This is a genomic window from Corynebacterium sp. Marseille-Q4381 (assembly GCF_036881695.1).
In the GTDB taxonomy this organism is placed as follows: domain Bacteria; phylum Actinomycetota; class Actinomycetes; order Mycobacteriales; family Mycobacteriaceae; genus Corynebacterium.
This window is the reverse complement of sequence record NZ_JBAJNR010000011.1, coordinates 25,936-44,948: the sequence shown is the minus strand read 5'-3', so window position 1 is coordinate 44,948 and position 19,013 is coordinate 25,936. Positions and strand designations below refer to the sequence as shown.

Here is a 19,013-nt window from a genome sequence, read left to right as displayed (position 1 = left end):
TGCTACTGGAGGATGGTGCCCAGGCTATCCAGGGCGTCGCTAATCGCGTCTTGGATTGGCGCCGGAGCCGGCGGGACGGGTGCGGGCGCGGGTGCCGGAGCCGGTGCCGGGGCTGGCGCCGGGGCAGGCGCAGGCTCGGGGCCAGGTTCCGGTGCGGGGTCAGCCGCCGAGGACGGCGCTTGATCTGCGCCAGTGCCAGCGCCGGTGCCCGTGCCGGTGCCGTAGCCATAGGTCGGCGTGTTGTAGTAGCCCGAGGAGTAGCCGCCCAGGTTGGTGCCGCCCGAGTAGGGATCCACGCCCCAGTAGACCGGGCTCGCGGTCGGGAACTGCAGCATCTCCTGGCCGTCGAGCGCTTCATCGAGGACCTGCTTCCAAATCTTCGCCGGGGTGCCGGAGCCGAACATGTTGCCGCCCCACTCGTTGAAGATCGGGGAGGTGTTGTCGGCGGTGCCCACCCACACGGCGACGGACAGCTGCGGCGTGCCGCCGACCATCCAGGCGTCCTTGTTGTTGCCCGTGTCGCCCAGCTGGGCGGTACCGGTCTTCGCTGCCGCTGGGCGGCCGCCGGCCAGGGTGGCGTTGGAGTAGCCGACCACGGTCTGCATTGCTTCGACCACGTTGTCCGCGACCTGCTCCGCCAAGCGGCGCTCCGCGTAGTCCTGGTCCACCTCGTAGAGCACCTCGCCCGAGGCGTCGGTGATCCGCTCGACGAAGTGCGCCGGGTGGTAGACACCGCGGTCCAGGATGGTGGAAACTGCGGCCGCCATGTCGAGCACGCGGGACTGGTACTGGCCGAGCACGATGCCCTCGTACGGCTGGCCGCCGTTTTCGCGCAGCGTCACCGGGATGCCCGGGATCGAGCGCGCCACGCCGAGCGCGTGGGCCATGTCGGCGGTGTCCTGGGTGCCGTCGTCCAGATCGTCCTGGATGCGCAGGAACGCCGTGTTGGAGGAGGTGCGCACCGCGTCTTTCACGGTGAGCATGCCGCCGCCGCCACCGTCCCAGTTCGTCACCACGTTATCGCCCGGCAGCTTCACCGGGGAAGAGTCGAACGTCGCGGTCAGCGGGATGCCCTGCTGCAGCGCGGCGGCGAGGGCGAAGATCTTGAACGTGGAGCCGGTCTGCAGACCCGCGTTGGCGTAGTCCCAGCCCGAGGGGTCGTCGCCGCCGTAGTAGGCGAGCACGGCACCCGAGTTCGGGTCGACCGCGACGACGCCGGAGCGGGCGTCGTCCTGCAGGTTGGCCAGCTGGTCGCGGGCGATGCGCTCGACCGTCTCCTGGGTCTGGCGGTTGATCGTCGTGGTGATCTGCAGACCGCGCTTGGTCAGGTCGTCCTCCGTGATGCCGAGCGCCTCCAGCTCGGTGATGACCTGGTTCTTGATCAGGCCGTTCGGACCCGTGGCCTCGGTGTAGGCGGAGTAGGAGGCCGGGTCGCGCGTCTCGGGGTACTCCAGGCCAGCGCGCTGATCGGGGGAAAGCGCGCCCATCTCCACCATGCCGTCCATGACGTAGTTCCAGCGGCTGGTGGCGCCCTCCGGGTTGGTCCAAGGATCCAGCTGCGACGGCAGCTGGATCGAGGCGGCGAGCACACCGCCTTCTTCCAGCGTCAGCTCGCTCGCCGGCTTGCCGAAGAAGGCGTGCGCGGCGGCCTCGATGCCGTATGCGTTGCGGCCGAAGTAGACGGTGTTGAGGTAGGCGGTGAGGATGTCCTGCTTGCTCCACTCGTTGGTCATCTTCACGGAGTAGACCAGCTCACGCGCCTTGCGCTCGTAGGAGTGCTCGTTGCCCACCAGCGCGTTTTTGACGTACTGCTGGGTGATGGTGGAGCCGCCGCCGGCGCCCGGGTTGCCAGTGATCTGGCCAATTGCGGCGCGGGCGAAGCCGGTGAAGGAGAAGCCGGAGTTGTCCCAGAAGTCGCGGTCCTCGGCGGCGAGCACGGCGTTCTGCACGTGCTCGGGCACCGCGTCCAGCGGGATCTGCTGGCGGTTGCCGTCCGGCGGGACGACGCGCGCGAGCTCCGTCTCCGCGTCGTTGAAGTAGATGTTCGAGACCTGGGCGGTCTCGATCTCGTTGGGCTGCGGGATGTGCGCTTCGCGGTAGTTGAGCCAGAACCACGTCAACGGAATCGCAGCAAGCAAAAGCAACAGGAGAAGCAGGGCGAGGAGCCACTGGCCCCAGCGCACCTTGCGTTTCTTCTTAACAGCAGTGGACCCGCCCTTCTTAGCGGAAGGCTTTTGCTCGTTCTCTACCACAAGGGGACACACTACCTTGGCTCATGAGCAGTAACTTCTTTCAGCAAGAAATTCCAGTGGCAGTGCGGGCACACCTCTACAAAGTGCACGGTGATGGGGCCAACCTCAGCAACAAGGCGCGCAATTTCGTCGTCCCGGCGCGCGGTGCCGCTTCGGCGGCCGAGTTTCTCGCTGTAGACCCAGGCGACCTCGCGGAGATCCGGCGAGGCGCACACGGGGCAGGCCCGGTCGGTGTCGCGCCCGTGGTGTTCGGCGGCTGCCAACAAGAGGTGGTCGGCGTGGAACCGGTGGGCGTCGGCAAGCGGAAGCCCCTTGAGCACCGTCCTGCGGCGCCACTCGTGCGAAACTTCGTGCGCGTAAGTGACGCGCGGGACGTGGTTGCTATTGTTTTTATCTGTCAACATCCAAATGTTCAATAAAGAAAAGAGCATTGATGGCCGTGAGTGATGGACCCGATCCCGTAGAGCTCGCCCGCCGGATCCGCCCGGCGTTGACCAGGCTTTACGTCAGCTACTTCCGCACCGCGGAGCACTCCGAGCTGACCGGGCCGCAGCTTTCCATTATGCACCGACTGCAGGAGACGGGACCGTGCCGCATCCGACAGCTCGCCGAGGCGGAAGGCGTGCGAATGCCCACCGCGTCCAACTCCGTGAACCTTCTGGAGAGCCGCGGGCTGGTGCAGCGCACTCGCTTCGCCGAGGACCGGCGCGGTGTCACCGTCGAGCTCACCGAACTCGGCCGGCAAGTGCTCGAGCGGGTGGGAGAGGAGCGCACGCAGTCGCTCGCCGCGATGCTTGCCACCCTGGACCCGCAGGAGCTCGCCAGCCTCGCCACCTCGGTAGACGCGATCAACGCGCTGGCGCGCAGCTACAACGCGGCCGAGCTTGCGGCCAAGCGCGGTCAGATTGGTCACATCTAGGCGGTAATTCGCAGCTGGGGACCAGCGCCAAGTAATGTGCTCGGCAATGGTTTCCCGCGCATTTACCACCGATTTAGCAGAGTCGCACGCTAACCAGCGCCCTCTGCAGATTGTCGTCGGCTGGGATGCGCAAAACACCGAGGCCATCGAGTTCGCCGCGTGGCTCGGGCGCTCCCTGCCGGTGAAGGTGCAGGTGGTTTCCGCGATCTCCGCTGTCGACGGCGCGTGGAAGAAGCCGCTCACCGGCAAGAAGTACAAGCGCTGGTTCCGCGACCGCTCGCAGGAGTTCGAGCTCCAGGCCCGGCGCGTGCTGAAGGCGCACCTGCCGCGCTCGCAGTGGGCGAAGACCGCAGCCCAGCTCGCGGAACGCTCCGACATCACCGGTTGCCTCTGCGAGACGGTCAAGGACACCCACGCCGACATGATCCTTCTGGGCTCGCGCGCGAAGACGGCAAAAAGCCGGTTTCGGCCCTCCTCGGTGGCGGACGAGCTGATGCACTCCTCGCCGGTGCCGCTCGGGCTCGCCCCGAAAGGCGTGAACTTATCGCGCAAGGGCGTCACCCGCGTCACCTACGCGCTGATCGAGCCGTCAAAAGCCGACGATATCGAGGACACCACCACGTTCTCCGGCCTGCCGTACGCGGCCACGATGGCCTGCGTTTTGGGCGTGCCGCTGCGCATCGTCGCGTTTTCGCCCAAGCCGCAGTCCATCAGCCTCTCCGAGGCCGCAGCCGAGTGGAACGAGGCGGTGCTCGGCCAGCTGGACCGCGCCCGCGACCAGGCGTTCGCGGTGGCCACGGAGCTCGACCCGGCGTTCGCCGACACCTTCGACGTGCACACCACGGTGGCCACGGGCAAAGGGTGGAAGCGCGCAACCGATGCGGTGAAGTGGAAGAAGGGCGACGTGATGTGCCTCGGCTCCCAGCCGTCTGGCCAGCTCATGCGCGTGTTCGTCGGCTCGAGGGAGAGCGAGTTCATCCGCTTCGCGCCGGTGCCGGTGATCATCTACCCGCGCGGCGCTGAATAACCGGGGGAGTAGCGTAGGGCACATGGCGCACACCCCGAGCGAGCACCCCGAAAACGACCTCACGGGCGCGCAGGACCGCTTCTCCCGGCCGCGCCCCGAGCCGAAGACTTTCGACGATCTGGCCGACGAGCCGGATCCGCTGGCGGTCGCCGAGCGCAACCAGCACTCCACGCGTCAGGCAGTGGGCTACGGCTTAGCGACGATCGCCTCCACCCTCCTCTTCGCCCTCATCTTGGCCACCATCTCGCGTGTGCAGGGCGGCGAGCTGTGCGACGCCGGCGAGGCGACGTGGTTGTGCACGGACACGTGGCGCACCTGGTGGGCGGTGCTCACCTCGATCCCGCCGTTCGCCATGCTCATCGGCTGCGCGGTGATCATGGTGCGCAAGCTCAACCGCTACGAGCGCTGGGCGCCCTGGATGGGCGTGTTCTGGCTGCCGCTAGTGCCGTTCACCATGGTCTGGTTGATCATCACCGTCGGCATGCTGGCCGCGCAGTCGGCGCAGTAGGGCAGCTTCTCGCGGCACGCTTCGCACGACAGGTACTGGTGCCGGCACTCCGGCTCGTTGGCGCAGTTGTAGAAATCATTCGTCGCCTCGCCGCAGTGCACGCAGTGGCCGAGTTGGACATACGCCGGGTCGTCCGGCGCGCCGAACTCGGTGTGCATGCGCTTGTCGAAGACGTACAGCGAGCCCTCCCACAGCCCCTGGTTGCCGAACTTCTCGCCGTAGCGGACGATGCCGCCGTCGATCTGGTAGACCTCCTCGAACCCGCGGTTTTTCATCAGCGGGGTGAGCACTTCGCAGCGGATGCCGCCGGTGCAGTACGCGATCACCGGCTTGTCCTTCATCCAGTCGTACTTGCCGCTTTCCAGCTCGGCGATGAAGTCGTGCGTGGTCTCCACGTCCGGCACGACGGCGTTTTTGAACTTGCCGATCTCGGCCTCGCGGGCGTTCCTGCCGTCGAAGAACACCACGTCGGGGTTGTTGGCCACCAGCTCGTTGACCTGCTCCGGGGACAAGTGGGTACCGCCGCCGACCACGCCGCACTCGTCCACCTCCAGCTCGCCCGGCGCACCGAACGCCACGATCTCGTCGCGCACCTTCACGCTCAGCTTGGGGAAGTCCTCCGCACCACCTTCGGACCACTTGTACTCAATGCCGCGGAAATACTCCTTGGTCTTACGTGCGTACGCCTTGCACGCGTCGATGTCGCCGCCGACGGTGCCGTTGATGCCGTGCTTGGAAATCAAGATCCGGCCGGTAAGCCCCAGCCCCTCGCACAGGTCGCGCTGCCACAGGCGCACGGCGTCCGGGTCCGCGATGGGCTGGAACTTGTAGTACAGGAGGATCTTTCCGGTCATAACCGGCCAGTTTAGAGCTGGTAGCGCTTGAACAAAATTGCCAAGTCGCAGCCGAGCGCCTCGCCGCCCTGCTTGGCTGCGCCGCCGACCAGCTCCGCGCCGGAGGGGTGATCCGGCAGCGCCTTGAAGTACGCCTCGTGCGCGTCCAGGGACGCCGCGCCGGCGTCGACGTGGCGCTTGGACACCTCCACGCCGCAGTCCGGGTCATTGTGCCCGGTCACCAGCAGCTGGCTTACCTGGTGCTTCCCGCCTGCCTCCGGGAAGACGAACTCGTTTCCCGCGTCGCGCGCGGCGTCTGCCGCGGCTAGGCCGGCCACGCGGTGGTCAGCCTGGTTCAGCCCCCACGGCGCGACATCCGCCCAGTTTTGGGTGAGCACCACAGTTGGACGGAACTCCCGGATGCGTTTCGTGATCGCCTTGCGCAGCTCCAGGCCGTAGGTCAGCGTGCCGTCGGGGAAGTCGAGCAGGTCAAGCTCGCCCGCGCCGACGATGTCGCAGGCGGCGCGCTGCTCTTTCTCTCGCACGCCGCGCGTGGTCGCGGGGTCCATGCCAGCGATCCCGCGCTCGCCGCGGGTAAGGAGGAGGTAGGCGACGTCGATGCCCGCCTCCGCCCACTTCGCCACGGCGCAGGACGCGCCGTACTCCATGTCATCCGGGTGGGCGACAACCGCCAGCACCCGATCTTCGCTGGTCAACGCTAAGCGTTCCATGCGGCCCACCCTAGCCAAGCAGCCCTAACGCTTGTGGTACAGCGCCTTCTTCCAGTACTGCGGCTCGGAGGTGACCAAAACGCCGAGGGAGCGGAAGATGCCCTCGTCCACGGAGCCCAGGATCGTGGTGGTGTGCGCGTCGCAGCCGCGCAGTTTCTTCAGCTGCTCCAGCGCGGCCGCCGCCTGCGGGTTGGTCGAAGCCGACACCGACAGGGCAATCAGCACCTCGTCGGTGTGCAGGCGCGGGTTCACCGACCCCAGGTGGCGCGTCTTGAGCGACTGAATCGGCTCGATCGAGTCGGGGGAGAGCAGGTGCACCTCGTCCGGGATTCCGGCCAGCGCTTTCAGCGCGTTGAGCAGCACGGCTGCCGACGGCCCGAGCAAGTCCGACGTCTTGCCGGTGACAATCTGCCCGCTCGGCAGCTCGAGCGCGACGCCGGGGCTGCCCGTAAGTTTTGCCACCTCAAGCGCCGGCGCCACCACCGCGCGGTCGGCGGTGGTGACGTTCGCCTTGCGCATCACGTTCATCACCCGGTCCGAGGTCACCGACGCCAGATCCAGCCGGCGCTCTTCCACTAGCGCGTGGTAGTAGCGGCGGATGATCTCCTGCTCGGCGGCGTGGCGGCACGCGGCGTCGTCGCTGATGCAGTACCCCGCCATGTTCACGCCCATGTCCGTGGGCGACTTGTACGGCTGGGTGCCCGTCGCCTCCTTCAGCAGGGTGCGCAGCAGGGGAAACACCTCGATGTCGCGGTTGTAGCTGGTGGCCTGCTCGCCGTACGCGTCGAGGTGGTACTGGTCGATGACGTTGATGTCGTCCAGATCAGCCGTCGCCGCCTCGTATGCCAAGTTCACCGGGTGCGACAGCGGCAGGTTCCAGATGGGGAAGGTCTCGAACTTGGCGTAACCGGCGGGGATACCCCGCTTGTGCTCGTGGAAGACCTGCGAGAGGCAGGTGGCCAGCTTGCCTGAGCCCGGGCCCGGCGCCGTCATCACGATCAGGTCGCGGGAGGTTTCCACGTACTCGTTGCGCCCGAAGCCGTCGTCAGAGACCACCACGTCGGTGTTCTGCGGGTAGCCGGGGATGAGGTAGTGGCGCGACACCTTCAGGCCTAAGCGGCGCAGCCGCTCCAAGAACGCCTCAACGGTGGCGTTGTGGCCCTCCAACTGGGTCACCACCACATTCTCGGCGAGGAACCCGCGGTCGCGGAACACGTCGATAAGCCGAAGCACCTCGTCTTCGTAGGTGATGCCGAGGTCGGCGCGGACCTTTTGCCGCACCACGTCGCCCGCGTTGAAGCAGACCACGATCTCCACTTCGTCCTTGATGCGGTCCAGCATCGCGATCTTGTTGTCCGGCGTGAACCCGGGCAGGACGCGGGAGGCGTGGTGGTCGTCGAAAAGCTTGCCGCCCATCTCCAGGTAGAGTTTGCCGCCTACCTCGGCGCGCCGGGCCGAGATGTGCTCCGACTGCATTTGGATGTATTGCTCGCGGTCAAAACCGACGTTGTACGGCATGGGCGCAATAGTACCGCCGCGGTTACGCTGGGTCGGCATGAACGACATGACCTGGACCGTCGACCAGATCCGCCGCGCCGAGGCCGTGCTGCTTGAGCGCGAGGCCTTCCCGGACGAGTTGATGCAGTCCGCTGCCGAAGCCGTTGCGAACGTGGCGCACGCCATGATGACGGAGCTGCCGGCGGGCAGCGAGGGCGCGCGCTCGCGCATCGTCATCCTCGCCGGCCCGGGCGGTAACGGCGGCGACGGGCTGTACGCCGGCGCGCGCTTGGCGATGGACGGCCACGACGTCGCGGTGCACCTCACCGCGGGCAGCGCCCACACCCGCGCGCTGCAGGCCTTCCGCAAAGCCGGCGGCAAAGTGCTCGACAGCGCCCCGGATATGATCTGGGAGTACGACCTGGCCATCGACGCGATCACCGGCATCGGCGGCACCGCCGGCCTGCGCGAGGAGTACGCGGAGCTGGTAGAGGACTTAACCTTCCCCGATCTGCGCGTGCTCTCGGTGGACGTGCCGTCCGGAATCGACGCCGACACCGGCGAGGGCGGCGACCTCCACGTCACCGCGGACGCGACCGTCACTTTCGGTGGGTGGCGCCGCGCGCACGTGCTCAACCCGGCCTGCGGCGACCAGCTGCGCGTGGACATCTCCGCAGGCGGCACCACGCTGGAGCAGGTGCTCGCGGACATGTCCGACGAGGGCGAGCTCGGCGACACCCTCATGGTGCTGGCCAGCCGCGCGGTGAACGGCGACTTCGCCTCCACCGCCTACGCCCACCCGCTGCCCACGATGATGGCGGATCCGATCGAGCCGGGCCCGGGAGACGACAAGTACAGCGGCGGAGTGGTCGGCATCCGCGCAGGCAGCGACGCGTATCCCGGGGCGCCGATTTTGTGCACCACCGCCGCGGTCAACGCCACGCCCGCCATGGTGCGCTACGCCGGCCCGCAGGCGCTCGAGGTGGTGCGCGCCAACCCCGAAGTGGTGGCGACGGACACGCTTCAAGATGCCGGCCGCGTCCAGGCCTGGGTGTTCGGCCCCGGCGCAGGCACGGGCGACAAGGCCGCGGCGGAGTTGCGGTGGTTGCTGGAACAGAAGGAGCCGCTGCTTATCGACGCCGACGGCATCTCCCTCCTCGCCTCCCACCCCGACCTGCGCGAGGTTATCCAGCAGCGCCCCCACCCGACCGTGCTCACCCCGCACGACGGCGAGTTCGCCCGCCTCTACGACGCCGCCGGTCTCGCGTCTGCGGGCACGGCGGACACCGCCCGCCTGGACCAAACACTTCGCCTCGCCTCTGAGCTGCGCTGCTTCATCGTGCGCAAGGGGCGCGTCACCCTCATCTGCACGCCCGACGCCGACGATTACTGCTTCGCCGTCGACGCCGGCCATTCCTGGGCAGCGACGCCTGGCTCCGGCGACGTGCTTTCCGGCCTCATCGGCGCCCGCCTCGCCCGCGCCGCCGACCCGGACGAGTCCCCTGAGGAGATCGCGGACATCCTCGCCCAGTCAGTCACCATCCACGCGGTGGCCGCCAAGCTCGCCTCGATGACCCCCTTCGGGTCGGCCGCGGCCCCCGCCAGCCGGATCGCGGAGTTCATCCGCCCCGCCACCGCCGACCTGACGTAGGCTCCCCTCCTGTAGCTCCCAAGGATTTGTCTACACACCCCACCTGCGGAAACAGGTGGCAGAAACCACCCTCTTAGCGCTGGGAGCTACAGGCTGTAGCTCCCAAGGAATCTGAGAGAATAATTAGCGCTCTGACCAGTGCCTTTCCGGAGCCGGATCAAGCCAAAATCCTTGGGAGCTACAGCGCGCAGCAACCCGTCTGGCGAAACCGCCCCACAGGGCATACCCTGCACCGGTGACCAACACCAGCGCCCATCAAGAGCCTCAGTACACAACGCTTCAGCGCGTACCAATCGCGGCGATGGGTTTTGCGGCGTTCGTGTACGTCACGTTTGAGATGTTTTCGGTCGGCCTCATCACACCGATGGCTGCGGACCTGGGGGTGAGCGAGGGCCGCATCGGCCTGCTCATGACTATCTACGCCGGCCTTGTCGCCGTGGTGACGATCCCGCTCGTGCACGCCACCCGGCATCTCGATCGCAGGCCAGTGTTCTTAGCGACGCTCGCGTTCCTCCTCACCGGCATCGTCCTACAGGCACTGGCCACGAACTACTGGGTCTTGGTGGCCGGGCGCGTCACCGCGGCGCTGACCCACGGCCTGTTCTGGTCGTTGGTCAACCCGATGGCGGGGCGACTCGCGCCCCCGGGCCAGACCGGCAAGGCGGTTGCGGCGGTGGGGCTCGGCTCCACCATGTCCACCGTGATCGGCGCGCCGCTGTCCACGGCGATCGGCCACGCGATCGGGTGGCGGGGCGCGACATGGATCTTAGGCATCGCGGTCATCGTCGCCTTTCTCCTGATCATCCGCACCTTGCCCAGCATGCCGGCGCGTCCGGCTGAGCAGCTGGCGGACGCGGCGCGCACGAAGTCTGCGATCCCGCCGCTGGTGTTCTACCTCGCCTTCGCGGTGACGTCCCTATTCGCCGCGTTCACGTACCTCGCTCTGTTTATTGAGACCACCACCAGCCCCGCGTGGGTGCCGGTGGGCCTGTCCATGTACGGCATCTTCGGTTTGGTGGGCGTGGTGGCCACCGGTCGCCGGGTGGACCGCCGCATGATCCGCATCAACGGTCTCGACACGCTGCTGCTGATGGCCGCGGCGATGACCGGCCTCATCGCGCTGCAGCTGGATTCCGGCGTGATTATGTTCATCATGGTCGCTGTGCTCGGCCTCGCGGCGGGTGCGCTGCCCACCGCCGGCACCACGATCTTCCTGCACGCCGGCAAGCGCAACCAGGACCTGGCGAGCTCGATCTACGTGGTGACGTTCCAGGTCGGCATCGCGTCCGGCTCCGCGCTCGGCGCGGCAAGCGTCGACGCAGGGTTCCTTTCCGGCACCCTTTTGATCACGCTCGTGCTCGGCGCGGCAGCACTCGTGGCGCTGGCGGGGTTCTCCCGCCCCCGCCTGCGCTAAAACACAGCCCCGCTACGCAGCCCCAACCGCAGCGCGGGCGCGCTCAACCTGACCGTCGTGCACCTCGTACACTGCGTCGCCCTGCTCGATCAGTGAGCGGTCGTGGGTGACAAAGCCGCACGCCACGTTGTTTTCCTCCACAAGCTCGCGGAGCAGCGTGGCAATCTCTACCGAGCGCTCGGAGTCAAGCGCGGCGGTGGGTTCGTCGGCAAGAACGAGCGACGGCTCGCCCATCAGCGCACGGGCGATGCCCACACGCTGACGCTGACCGCCGGAGAGCTGCTGCATCCTGCGCGAACCGAGCCCCTCCAGGCCAACCTTGGCCAACAACGAGTCGGCGCGGTCGGCGCGCGGCTTCACGCCTCGCATGTGGTCGGTGATCAAGAGCTGGTCGCGCACGTTCAGCGCGCCGATCAGGTTGGCCTGCTGGAAGATCATGCCGATCTTGTTCAACCGCACGTCGTCTGAAACCGCGACGTCGTCAAGCTGCACCGAGCCCGAATCGGGGGTGATCAGCCCCGCGGCCGCGGAGAGCAGCGTGGACTTGCCGGAGCCGGACTCGCCGATGATGAAGGTGAGCTGGCCCGGACGCGCTTCGAAATTCGCGGAGTCGAGGGCGGTGATGCGGTCTTGGCCGTCTTGGAACGTGACGGTGACGTTTTCCATGGTGAGCATTTACGCGATACCTCCGAGTGCGAGCTGCGGTTCAACTTTGGTGATGGAGCGGGTAGCGATCAGCGCGCCGATCATGCCGAGCGCGAAGATCAGAAGGGGTGGGACGATGCCGGTGAGCACGGTCAGCGTGAACGGCACGGTGCCTGCTGCCAAGGCGCCGAGGCCGAGGGCGACAGCCGTGCCCAGGATGACGCCGATGGCGAGGATGACGGCGGACTGGCCGAGCGCGTCGCGTCGTAAATAGCTGTTCGGCGCGCCGATCGCCTTCAAGATGGCCAGGTCGCGGGTGCGCTGCATGGTCCACACTGTCAGGAACGCAACGATGACCAGCGCCGCGATGGCGTACAGGAAGCCCTGGATCATCTTCAGCGAGCCCTGCTCGGAGCTGTACGCCGGCAGGCCCTGGAAGGAATCCTTCAGGCTCAGCCCGGAGTCGTCGCTCGCCAGCAGGACGGTGCCGTCGGCGTCGGTGTGCATGGTCTGCTGCCAGGTTGCGGTCGGCACCCACAGCACAGGGGTGTGGGAAAACTCGAGGTTGGAGCTTTGCTTGTCGACGCCCACCTCAACGCCCCCAACCGTCACCGTCTCACCCTCGCGCAGGCCGAGTGATTCGGACGCGACTGCGCCGGCGCCCAGCACCTCGCCGCCGGGCAGCTCGGTGCCCTCCGGAAGCGCCATGATGGCGACGGCTTCCTCGGTGCCGTCGTCACGCGAGAGCAGGCTCTGGCCGGTGCCGAGCGGGGTCGTGCCCTCGCGCGCGTCGACGCGGGAGGTGGTGAACGACGGATCGTCGTTGTCTTGGAAGATGACCGACTGCGGGTCGAGCGCCTCGAGCGCGGACGTGTTTTGCTTGCCCAGGCCGTTGGTGAGCCCGGTGAGCATGACCACGAGCAAGGTGATCAGCGCGACGGTGCCGGCGATCAGGCCGAAACGGCCGCGCGCCGATGTGATTTCACGGAGTGCTAAGAACATGCCCTTAATATTGGCCGTGAGCTGGGGGTTTACACATCGGGAGGGCGGTTGAAACCGGAATCAACCGATCGGTTGATTGCCCGTACTAGCCTTGGTCGATGTGAAACACACCAACCGGATCCTGACCCTTTTGGGAGTGAGCCTTCACGTGCTGGTCGCGGTGCTACTTGCCGTGGGTCTCGTGGGGGCGAACCAGGCGGGCGAGCTGGATGGAATCACCCTCGGCCTCGCCGTAGCGTTCGCCGCGGTGTATCTGGCGGGCACGGTCTGGTTCAACCGCGGCAAGCCGATTCCCGCCAACGGGGAGCAGGCCTGGCTGGGGATCGTCATCGTTGTCTGGGCCCAGCTCGCGGTGCGCTCGTCTGCGTTCGTGTGGCTGGAGTTCCCCCTGGTCATGCTGGCGTGCTTCCTGCTCGCCACGCCGTTCGGCCTGCTCATCTCCGCGTTGCTGCTCGCCGGCACGCTGTTCACCACAGTCCCGGAATCGGGCTGGGGCGGGTTCATCGGGCCGACGATCGGCACCGCGCTCGCGGTGTTCATCGTCTACGCATACAAGGCGCTGCGGGACGAAACCGAGCACTACAAGGTCCTCGAGCACGCCGCGGGCGTGGCGGAGGAGCGCGCGCGGCTCTCTCGCGAGGTGCACGACACCATGGCGCAGGGCTTAAGCTCCATCGTGCTGCTGGGCCGGGCGCTGGACAAGCAGCTCGGCGACAACGAGGCAGCGCGGGCGACGCTGAACACGATCCGCGCCACCGCCGCCGACAACCTGGCGGAAGCGCGCCGTTTCGTCTCCGACAACGCCAGCGACGCGAACCGCACAGAAGCACCGCTGCCGCAGCGTCTCAAAGAGCTGGCCCAGGCCGCTGAGCAGCGCCAGCGCGCCCTCGGCCGCGAGCTTCAGGTGACCGTGAACGCCGACGGGGCGTACGCGGTGCCGGCCGCCGCCGCGGCGGTGATCGAGCGCGTCGCGCGCGAGGGTATCAGCAACATCGAGCGCCACTCGAGCGCTAACCGGGCCGTGGTCACGGCGGATATGCTGGGGGGCACCGCCACGGTGGATGTCTACGACAACGGCCCGGGCATCGGCGAGAACGAGGGCTACGGGCTCAAAGGTTTGCGCGCCCGCGTCGAGGAAGCCGGCGGCGAACTGACCATCGACGGCAGCGTGCTCGCGGCCAGCGTTCCAGTGGAGGGGAAATGATACGCATCATGCTTATTGACGATCACCCGGTCGTCCGCGCCGGCCTCCACGCCGTCCTGAACTCGTTCGGGGACGTCGAGGTGGTCGCTGAGGCCGCGGACGGCGGCGCGGAGGTGCCCGAGGGTGTCGACGTGGTGGTCACGGACATCCAGATGCCGCAGGTGAGCGGGATCGAGCTCACTCGGCTCCTCACCGCGGCCGGCGGCCCGCCGGTACTCATCCTCACCACGTACGACACGCAGTCCGACGTGATCGCCGCGATGGAGGCCGGCGCGATGGGCTACCTGCTCAAAGACGCCCCGGAGGACGAGCTCCACGCCGCGGTGCTGAAAGCCGCGAACCGGCAGCGCGTGCTCTCGCCCCAGGCGGCAGGGGCGCTCGCGGAGCGGGTCAGCCGACCCGACGAGGCGCTCTCCGCCCGCGAGATCGAGATCCTGCAGGCGCTGAAGACGGGCGCGTCGAACAGGGAGATCGCGAACCAGCTCTTCATCTCGCAGGCGACGGTGAAGACGCACCTGATCCACATCTACGGCAAGCTCGGCGTGGACAACCGCACGGCGGCGGTGCAGCGCGCGCAGGAGCGCAAGATTATTTAAGCGTGCGCAGCGCGACGAGTGCGGCGCACGCGCAGGCGAGGGAGACCGCGCCCATCACCAGGGCGTGGTTGGTACCCAGACCCGCGGCGGGGGAGACAAGCGCGGCAACCGCGAACTGCAGAAAACCCATGGCGCCGGTGCCCGCGCCCGCGCCGATGTCGCGGATCTCCTCGACAGCCAGCGCCGTGGCGTTGGCGCCGATGAACCCGCCCATTACCGGCAGCCCCGCGACCAGCGGGACGATGAAGATGGAGGGCTCGCCCAGTGAGATGAGGAGGATGGTGAGGGCTAGGAGGGCGTCGATAAGCAATGCCCCGGTGAGCAACCGCTGCGGGGGCACGCGCTTGACCAGCCGCATGTTCACGGCGTTGGCGAGCGGGATGAGCAGGGAGATACCGCCGAACGTGAACGCGAAGGCGGTGGGGCTGAAGCCGAGCTGGCGCTGGAGCACGAGCGGGGAGGCGGCGATGTAGGCGAACAGCGCGCCGAAGCCGAGCGCGCCGGCGAGCATGTAGCCGACGAACGCGGGGCGGCGCAGGCATTGGCCGATGCGGAGGAACAGCCCTGCCAGCGCGTTCGGTTTGCGCGCGGCGGGCGGCAGCGACTCCGGCAGCCAGAGCGCAAGGCCGACCTGGATGAGGTTGACCGCGGCGATGAACCAGAACACGCCGCGCCAACCGATCAGCGGCAGGAGCAACCCGCCGAGCGCTGGCGCGATTGCGGGCATGAAGCCCGTGAGCGCCATGAGCGCCGAGAACCCGCGCGCGGCCGCGGCTCCGGTGACCAGGTCGGGGATCACCGCGCGGGAGACCACCACCACGCAGCCGCCGGCGACACCCTGGACGAAGCGAGCGGCAATCAGCGCGCCGATGGTGGGCGCCATGGCGCAGGCGACGGCGGTGAGAAACAGGATCACCGAGCCGATGACGATCGGTCGCTTGCGGCCGGTGGCGTCCGAGATCGGGCCGAAGACGAGGTTGCCGGTGGCCATGCCCAGCATGAAGCCGGAGATGGTGGCCTGTGCGGCGGAGGCGGAGGTGGCAAACTCGTCTTGCAGTGCGGGAATGCCGGCCAGGTACATGTCGATGGACAGCGGCGCGGCCGCGGCGAAAAACGCAAGCGCCAGTATCAAGCCAGCCGAAAGTTTCTGCACCCAGGTACCATAACGCACATGGGTTACCAGCAGGGCAGCGCAAAAAACGGGGCCGCCGGGGGTCTGATCGGCCCCTTCGATTTCGCCGGCGAGTTCAGTGGCGTTACGCACGCCGCGCCCGGCCACCAGAGCTTCATCTGGGTCGCCGGCGGCCGGGCGCAGCTGCGCGGCGGCGAGGTCGCCGACACGGTTGAGGTCGGCGAGGCCGTTATCGCGCCGGGGAGCACGTCGGTGCAGGTCGAGGCAGCCAGCGGCGCACGGTGCGTGCGCTTAGATGCCAGGCTGCTTGCCAGCGCCACCGCAGACGCCACCACCCTGGAAATCTTCGCCCCGGAGCCCTTTGCCCTGCGGAGTGTGACCACCCGGGTCTCCGGCGAGGCGCGCGTCTTCGCCGGCGAGATGTTCGGCCAAACCTCGCCGGTAGCGACCGGCAGCGACATTGTGGCCGCGGAGATCCGCGTCGCGCCGGGTGCTGAGATCGCGTTCACGCTGAACCCCGACTTCGAGCACGGCTTTCTGGCGCTGAGCGAGGGCCTCAGCCTGCAAAACGTCGAGGTACCGCGCGGCGAGGTCGCCTCCACCGAGGCGGGCACGACCACGTGGGGTGTGAAGAACGCCTCCGAGGCGTGGGCGTACGCCGTCATCTTCGGTGGCGCGCCGCAATGATTGTCACCCTGCTGATGACGCTGGAGGGGTCCAACCCCGAGGTCTCCCGCTGCGTCAACGTCGACGACAGCCTTGACCTGACCCAGCTCGCCGAGGTGATCGACGCCGCCTTCGGCTTCTCCGGCGCCGCGAGCCACCTCTTCATCACCGGCTCGGGGAAATTCCGGCAGGTGTTCTCGGAGTCGCCGGGCGCGGGCGAGGCCGACGAGAGCGAAGTGTTCGTCTCGAAGTTCACCGACATCACCTACATCTACGACCCCACGGCGAATTGGAACATCCGGGTTGAGGCACTCGGCCCCAGTGAGCTGGGTGGCCCGACGCCGCTGCTTGTCGACGCAGCCGGTCCCGACATCATCGAATCCGCCAACGGACCCGAGTTGATGACGAAGTTCCGCCACGAGGCGCGCCGCATCGCCGCAGGCCTGCCGCCGAACATGGAGGTCACCCCGCTCCTGCTCAGCTTCCTGCCGGTCATGAGCCCGGAGCGGATGTTAGACCGCCTCACCATCGCGGACCCGGTGACCGTGGCCACGCGGGTGAGCTACATCGCCGAGGAACTCTTTTACGACCCGGTCGACCAGCCGCCGCGCCCGCACGCGCCGACGCTTGCGGACGAGTTCGGCCAGTTTTTGGATTCCCGCCCCGACCTCCAGGCGATTCTTGAAGACGACCCGTACCCCGACCAGAACCCGACCTTGCTTGCGGCGGTTTCGGACTTCTTCGACCAGCGCCCGGGCCCGCACCCCTCCGGTCTCGTGCCCCCGGGCGGCCGCGACCACCGCGACGACGGAGACCTTGACGACAACGTCATTTTGTTCCCCGGCGCGGTGGAGGATAATGAGCCCGACTTCGTGGATCGGTTCCCGATCACGCTGCGCGCACTCATCGGGCTCTTCCTCGAGCCGGTGCAGCTGACCAAGACCGGCAAGATGCCGGTGGCCACGATCCGGGAGATGATGGAGCTCCTGCACATCAACTCACGGCTTCGGCAGCCGCGCGAGAACACTTTCCCCTCCGTGTACGACGTGCGGCTGCTGCTGGTGGGCGGCGGGTTTGTGGAGGAGCGCGAGGGCGCACTGGTGGCCAGCGAGCTCGGCCGCATGGCGTACGAGTTCTTCGACACCGGGCTCAACATCGCCGAGTGGGCGGCCGGCTTCGAGCACGCCTTCGGCGAGGAGGAGTGGAAGGCGGTGCTGTGGGCGCTCGCGGACTGGTACAGCATCGGCGGCGACTACGGGATCACCCCGCCGCCATTTGAATCAGTGCCGGAGAAGACCGACCTGGTGTTTCGCTTCCTCGTCGACCTCGGCGCGATCGAGGTCGCGCCCCAAGGCTCTACGCTGACGGGGTCGGCGTACCGGATGCTGCAGCGGATTCTCTCGCTGTACGTGCACGGGCACTAGCGCGGGTCTTCTCACGGGCCTTCTCTCGGGCCTTCGCGCCGAGGAAGGCGCCGAGGGAGTTGAAGAGGACGTCGTCAAGATCGCTGTAGCCTGCGGCCAGCACGAATTGGAGAACCTCGATGCCGCAGCTGAACGCGACCCCGGCGAGTAGCGCCTTGCGCACTGAACCGGTCCAGGCGTGGGCTAGCCACCCCACGGGGAAAAATAGCGCGATGTTGCCGAAGAAGTTCAGCCACGGGCCCCACCACACGCGGTAGTGGACGAATGTTTCGAAGGGGACGAGGCGGATTTGGCGCACTTGGTGCGCCTCGGCGGACCACAGGCCCGGCACAGAGAAGTACGCCTTGCCCACAGTAAGAACGAGCACCACTGCCGCAATCAGCAGGGTGCTCGTGATGAGGAGACGCTTACGCGGTTGTCTCATGGGGAACCGGCCCGCCGGAAACCTGGCGGTAGGCATGGGCGCCGATGATGAAGCGAAGCGGCGAGATCACGACGGTGAGCAGGAACGCCAGCAGGATGGAGAACCACGCGTTCATGCCCATCGTGACGGTGAGCAGCGACGGCACCGCGGTGAGCATGGTCAGCGCGCCGAGGATCACCACCAGCAGCAGGGTCTGGCCGTAGTTGCGGCCGCCCGCCTTGATGCCCTGGCCGAGCGCGTTGCCGAAGGTGCCGGCGTTATCCGCGGCGTAGAAGATCGGGTAGACCGCGAACGGCAGGACCAGCAGCACCAGCAGGCCGCCGATGATGAAGCCCGGCGCGATCTGGCCGAGGACCTCGGCGACAGCGGCCGGGTCCTGCACCGCGGTCGGGTCCTCAAAAAGAGCCGGGTCCAAGTTCATGAACGGGATCGCGATGAGGAAACCGATGAGGAAGACGATGCCGGAGATGAAGCCAAAGAGGAGCGAGACCACGATCAGCATGCCCAGCGTCTTGCCGTAGGCCGGGGTCTTGATCCCCTTGAAGTTCTTGGTCAGGGTCTGTTGCAGGCCAGCGCTGACAAACAGCGGCTCGAGGAAAATCCCGACGAGGCTAACCAAGGGGCCGACCGCTGCGAGGGCGGGGAGGTCGCTGACCAGGCCAATCGCCGCCAGAACGAGGCCCACGATGAGCCAGATGCCCGGGTTCGCCTGGTACGCGTTGAAGCCCCAGCCCACAGCTTGGCCGACCTTGAGCTTGCCGGTGCCCTTGGTGTGGGTCCAGCCGTTGGCGGTCGGGTCATTAATCGGGTGCGGGGTGGCGCCGTCGCCGTAGTAGCCGTCCACGAACTGGGTGCCGTGGAAGCGCTGCGCGTCCGCGCCCGAGAGCGCCTCGGCGGAGTTCACCTCGAACTGGGAGTACTCGCTGTAGCCATTGTTACCGCTGTAGTCGTTGTACCCGTTGTAACCGGGGTTGTCCCCGCCCTGCGGGTCCCCTCCGTAGGACGGGTAGTTGCCGTAGCCCTGGTTCGTCACCGGCGCTCTCCTTACCTAAAAACTTGTGAAGTCTTACGCCAGTGCGAGTGTACCG

19 protein-coding genes are annotated in these 19,013 nt (G+C 67.4%); 9 read left to right on the top strand and 10 right to left on the bottom strand.

The genetic code is table 11. The features are described 5' to 3' along the window. Positions 1-2: 2 nt before the first annotated feature. Together V6D40_RS09650 and V6D40_RS09645 are read right to left on the bottom strand one after the other, a co-directional pair. The gene (locus V6D40_RS09650) at positions 3-2,252 is read right to left on the bottom strand and encodes a transglycosylase domain-containing protein (RefSeq protein WP_442891913.1); all 2,250 of its coding nucleotides are present in this window, start codon (positions 2,250-2,252) and stop codon (positions 3-5) included. Between the two features lie 11 nt (positions 2,253-2,263). Then, the gene (locus V6D40_RS09645; protein ID WP_334290148.1) at positions 2,264-2,656 is read right to left on the bottom strand and encodes a DUF5318 family protein; all 393 of its coding nucleotides are present in this window, start codon (positions 2,654-2,656) and stop codon (positions 2,264-2,266) included. 29 nt (positions 2,657-2,685) lie between these two features. Between V6D40_RS09645 and V6D40_RS09640 the strand changes: the two genes are divergently transcribed. Genes V6D40_RS09640 through V6D40_RS09630 form a run of 3 tightly spaced genes read left to right on the top strand, consistent with a single transcriptional unit; the run spans position 2,686 to position 4,706 of the window. Continuing rightward, entirely contained in the window at positions 2,686-3,171 is a 486-nt protein-coding gene (locus V6D40_RS09640; protein ID WP_334290147.1) for a MarR family winged helix-turn-helix transcriptional regulator, read from the top strand. Positions 3,172-3,217: 46 nt separating this feature from the next. Next, positions 3,218-4,198 (top strand): universal stress protein, encoded by a 981-nt coding sequence (locus tag V6D40_RS09635; RefSeq protein ID WP_334290146.1) that lies wholly within the window; start codon positions 3,218-3,220, stop codon positions 4,196-4,198. 22 nt (positions 4,199-4,220) lie between these two features. Then, the gene (locus tag V6D40_RS09630; RefSeq protein WP_334290145.1) at positions 4,221-4,706 is read left to right on the top strand and encodes a hypothetical protein; all 486 of its coding nucleotides are present in this window, start codon (positions 4,221-4,223) and stop codon (positions 4,704-4,706) included. Here V6D40_RS09630 and trhO read toward each other — a convergent pair. From trhO to V6D40_RS09615, 3 genes are read right to left on the bottom strand one after another with little or no spacing between them, the layout of a single operon-like run. Continuing rightward, the gene (gene trhO / locus V6D40_RS09625) at positions 4,595-5,560 is read right to left on the bottom strand and encodes an oxygen-dependent tRNA uridine(34) hydroxylase TrhO (RefSeq protein ID WP_334290144.1); all 966 of its coding nucleotides are present in this window, start codon (positions 5,558-5,560) and stop codon (positions 4,595-4,597) included. The genes V6D40_RS09630 and trhO overlap by 112 nt on opposite strands. Positions 5,561-5,571: 11 nt before the next feature. Then, positions 5,572-6,270, bottom strand: coding sequence for a PIG-L deacetylase family protein (locus V6D40_RS09620; RefSeq protein WP_334290143.1), 699 nt, complete (start codon positions 6,268-6,270; stop codon positions 5,572-5,574). Between the two features lie 24 nt (positions 6,271-6,294). Further along, a complete protein-coding gene (locus V6D40_RS09615; protein ID WP_334290142.1) occupies positions 6,295-7,788 on the bottom strand; it encodes a DUF1846 domain-containing protein in 1,494 nt (497 codons plus the stop codon). 37 nt (positions 7,789-7,825) lie between these two features. On the opposite strand from V6D40_RS09615, the gene V6D40_RS09610 reads away from it, so the two are divergent. Both V6D40_RS09610 and V6D40_RS09605 read left to right on the top strand, forming a co-directional pair. Continuing rightward, on the top strand, positions 7,826-9,418 hold the full coding sequence (locus tag V6D40_RS09610) for an NAD(P)H-hydrate epimerase (protein WP_334290141.1): 1,593 nt from the start codon (positions 7,826-7,828) through the stop codon (positions 9,416-9,418). A 301-nt stretch (positions 9,419-9,719) separates the two neighbouring features. Beyond that, positions 9,720-10,832 carry an MFS transporter gene (locus tag V6D40_RS09605; RefSeq protein ID WP_334290170.1) on the top strand — a complete coding sequence of 371 codons (1,113 nt, stop codon included), beginning with the start codon at positions 9,720-9,722 and terminating at the stop codon, positions 10,830-10,832. A gap of 12 nt (positions 10,833-10,844) precedes the next feature. Here V6D40_RS09605 and V6D40_RS09600 read toward each other — a convergent pair whose 3' ends face one another. Beyond that, a complete protein-coding gene (locus V6D40_RS09600; RefSeq protein ID WP_334290140.1) occupies positions 10,845-11,507 on the bottom strand; it encodes an ABC transporter ATP-binding protein in 663 nt (220 codons plus the stop codon). After that, a complete protein-coding gene (locus V6D40_RS09595) occupies positions 11,508-12,479 on the bottom strand; it encodes an ABC transporter permease (RefSeq protein ID WP_334290139.1) in 972 nt (323 codons plus the stop codon). A 100-nt stretch (positions 12,480-12,579) separates the two neighbouring features. Between V6D40_RS09595 and V6D40_RS09590 the strand changes: the two genes are divergently transcribed. Then, a complete protein-coding gene (locus V6D40_RS09590) occupies positions 12,580-13,683 on the top strand; it encodes a sensor histidine kinase (RefSeq protein ID WP_334290138.1) in 1,104 nt (367 codons plus the stop codon). Next, the gene (locus V6D40_RS09585) at positions 13,680-14,279 is read left to right on the top strand and encodes a response regulator transcription factor (protein ID WP_334290137.1); all 600 of its coding nucleotides are present in this window, start codon (positions 13,680-13,682) and stop codon (positions 14,277-14,279) included. Before V6D40_RS09590 ends, V6D40_RS09585 begins: the two co-directional genes overlap by 4 nt. On the opposite strand, the gene V6D40_RS09580 is transcribed toward V6D40_RS09585, so the two are convergent. After that, positions 14,272-15,432 (bottom strand): Bcr/CflA family efflux MFS transporter, encoded by a 1,161-nt coding sequence (locus V6D40_RS09580; RefSeq protein ID WP_334290136.1) that lies wholly within the window; start codon positions 15,430-15,432, stop codon positions 14,272-14,274. The genes V6D40_RS09585 and V6D40_RS09580 overlap by 8 nt on opposite strands. 18 nt (positions 15,433-15,450) lie before the next feature. Here V6D40_RS09580 and V6D40_RS09575 point away from each other — a divergent pair, with 18 nt between their 5' ends. Together V6D40_RS09575 and V6D40_RS09570 are read left to right on the top strand one after the other, a co-directional pair. Continuing rightward, on the top strand, positions 15,451-16,098 hold the full coding sequence (locus V6D40_RS09575; RefSeq protein WP_334290135.1) for a hypothetical protein: 648 nt from the start codon (positions 15,451-15,453) through the stop codon (positions 16,096-16,098). Next, entirely contained in the window at positions 16,095-17,501 is a 1,407-nt protein-coding gene (locus V6D40_RS09570; RefSeq protein WP_334290134.1) for an IS1096 element passenger TnpR family protein, read from the top strand. The genes V6D40_RS09575 and V6D40_RS09570 overlap by 4 nt, the downstream gene beginning before the upstream one ends. Here V6D40_RS09570 and V6D40_RS09565 read toward each other — a convergent pair. Both V6D40_RS09565 and V6D40_RS09560 read right to left on the bottom strand, forming a co-directional pair. Continuing rightward, complete coding sequence (locus V6D40_RS09565) at positions 17,434-17,925, bottom strand: VanZ family protein (protein ID WP_334290133.1); 492 nt, start codon at positions 17,923-17,925, stop codon at positions 17,434-17,436. The genes V6D40_RS09570 and V6D40_RS09565 overlap by 68 nt on opposite strands. Beyond that, a complete protein-coding gene (locus tag V6D40_RS09560) occupies positions 17,909-18,958 on the bottom strand; it encodes a hypothetical protein (protein ID WP_334290132.1) in 1,050 nt (349 codons plus the stop codon). Before V6D40_RS09560 ends, V6D40_RS09565 begins: the two co-directional genes overlap by 17 nt. Between the last annotated feature and the right edge of the window lie 55 nt (positions 18,959-19,013).

Excerpts from the sequence above, each read along its gene's own strand:
- V6D40_RS09645 (WP_334290148.1), bottom strand. The coding sequence starts at position 2,656 with ATGTTGACAGATAAAAACAATAGCAACCACGTCCCGCGCGTCACTTAC.
- V6D40_RS09640 (WP_334290147.1), top strand. The coding sequence starts at position 2,686 with ATGGCCGTGAGTGATGGACCCGATCCCGTAGAGCTCGCCCGCCGGATC.
- V6D40_RS09635 (WP_334290146.1), top strand. The coding sequence starts at position 3,218 with ATGGTTTCCCGCGCATTTACCACCGATTTAGCAGAGTCGCACGCTAAC.
- V6D40_RS09630 (WP_334290145.1), top strand. The coding sequence starts at position 4,221 with ATGGCGCACACCCCGAGCGAGCACCCCGAAAACGACCTCACGGGCGCG.
- trhO (WP_334290144.1), bottom strand. The coding sequence starts at position 5,560 with ATGACCGGAAAGATCCTCCTGTACTACAAGTTCCAGCCCATCGCGGAC.
- V6D40_RS09620 (WP_334290143.1), bottom strand. The coding sequence starts at position 6,270 with ATGGAACGCTTAGCGTTGACCAGCGAAGATCGGGTGCTGGCGGTTGTC.
- V6D40_RS09615 (WP_334290142.1), bottom strand. The coding sequence starts at position 7,788 with ATGCCGTACAACGTCGGTTTTGACCGCGAGCAATACATCCAAATGCAG.
- V6D40_RS09610 (WP_334290141.1), top strand. The coding sequence starts at position 7,826 with ATGAACGACATGACCTGGACCGTCGACCAGATCCGCCGCGCCGAGGCC.
- V6D40_RS09605 (WP_334290170.1), top strand. The coding sequence starts at position 9,720 with ATGGGTTTTGCGGCGTTCGTGTACGTCACGTTTGAGATGTTTTCGGTC.
- V6D40_RS09600 (WP_334290140.1), bottom strand. The coding sequence starts at position 11,507 with ATGCTCACCATGGAAAACGTCACCGTCACGTTCCAAGACGGCCAAGAC.
- V6D40_RS09595 (WP_334290139.1), bottom strand. The coding sequence starts at position 12,479 with ATGTTCTTAGCACTCCGTGAAATCACATCGGCGCGCGGCCGTTTCGGC.
- V6D40_RS09585 (WP_334290137.1), top strand. The coding sequence starts at position 13,680 with ATGATACGCATCATGCTTATTGACGATCACCCGGTCGTCCGCGCCGGC.
- V6D40_RS09575 (WP_334290135.1), top strand. The coding sequence starts at position 15,451 with ATGGGTTACCAGCAGGGCAGCGCAAAAAACGGGGCCGCCGGGGGTCTG.
- V6D40_RS09570 (WP_334290134.1), top strand. The coding sequence starts at position 16,095 with ATGATTGTCACCCTGCTGATGACGCTGGAGGGGTCCAACCCCGAGGTC.
- V6D40_RS09565 (WP_334290133.1), bottom strand. The coding sequence starts at position 17,925 with ATGAGACAACCGCGTAAGCGTCTCCTCATCACGAGCACCCTGCTGATT.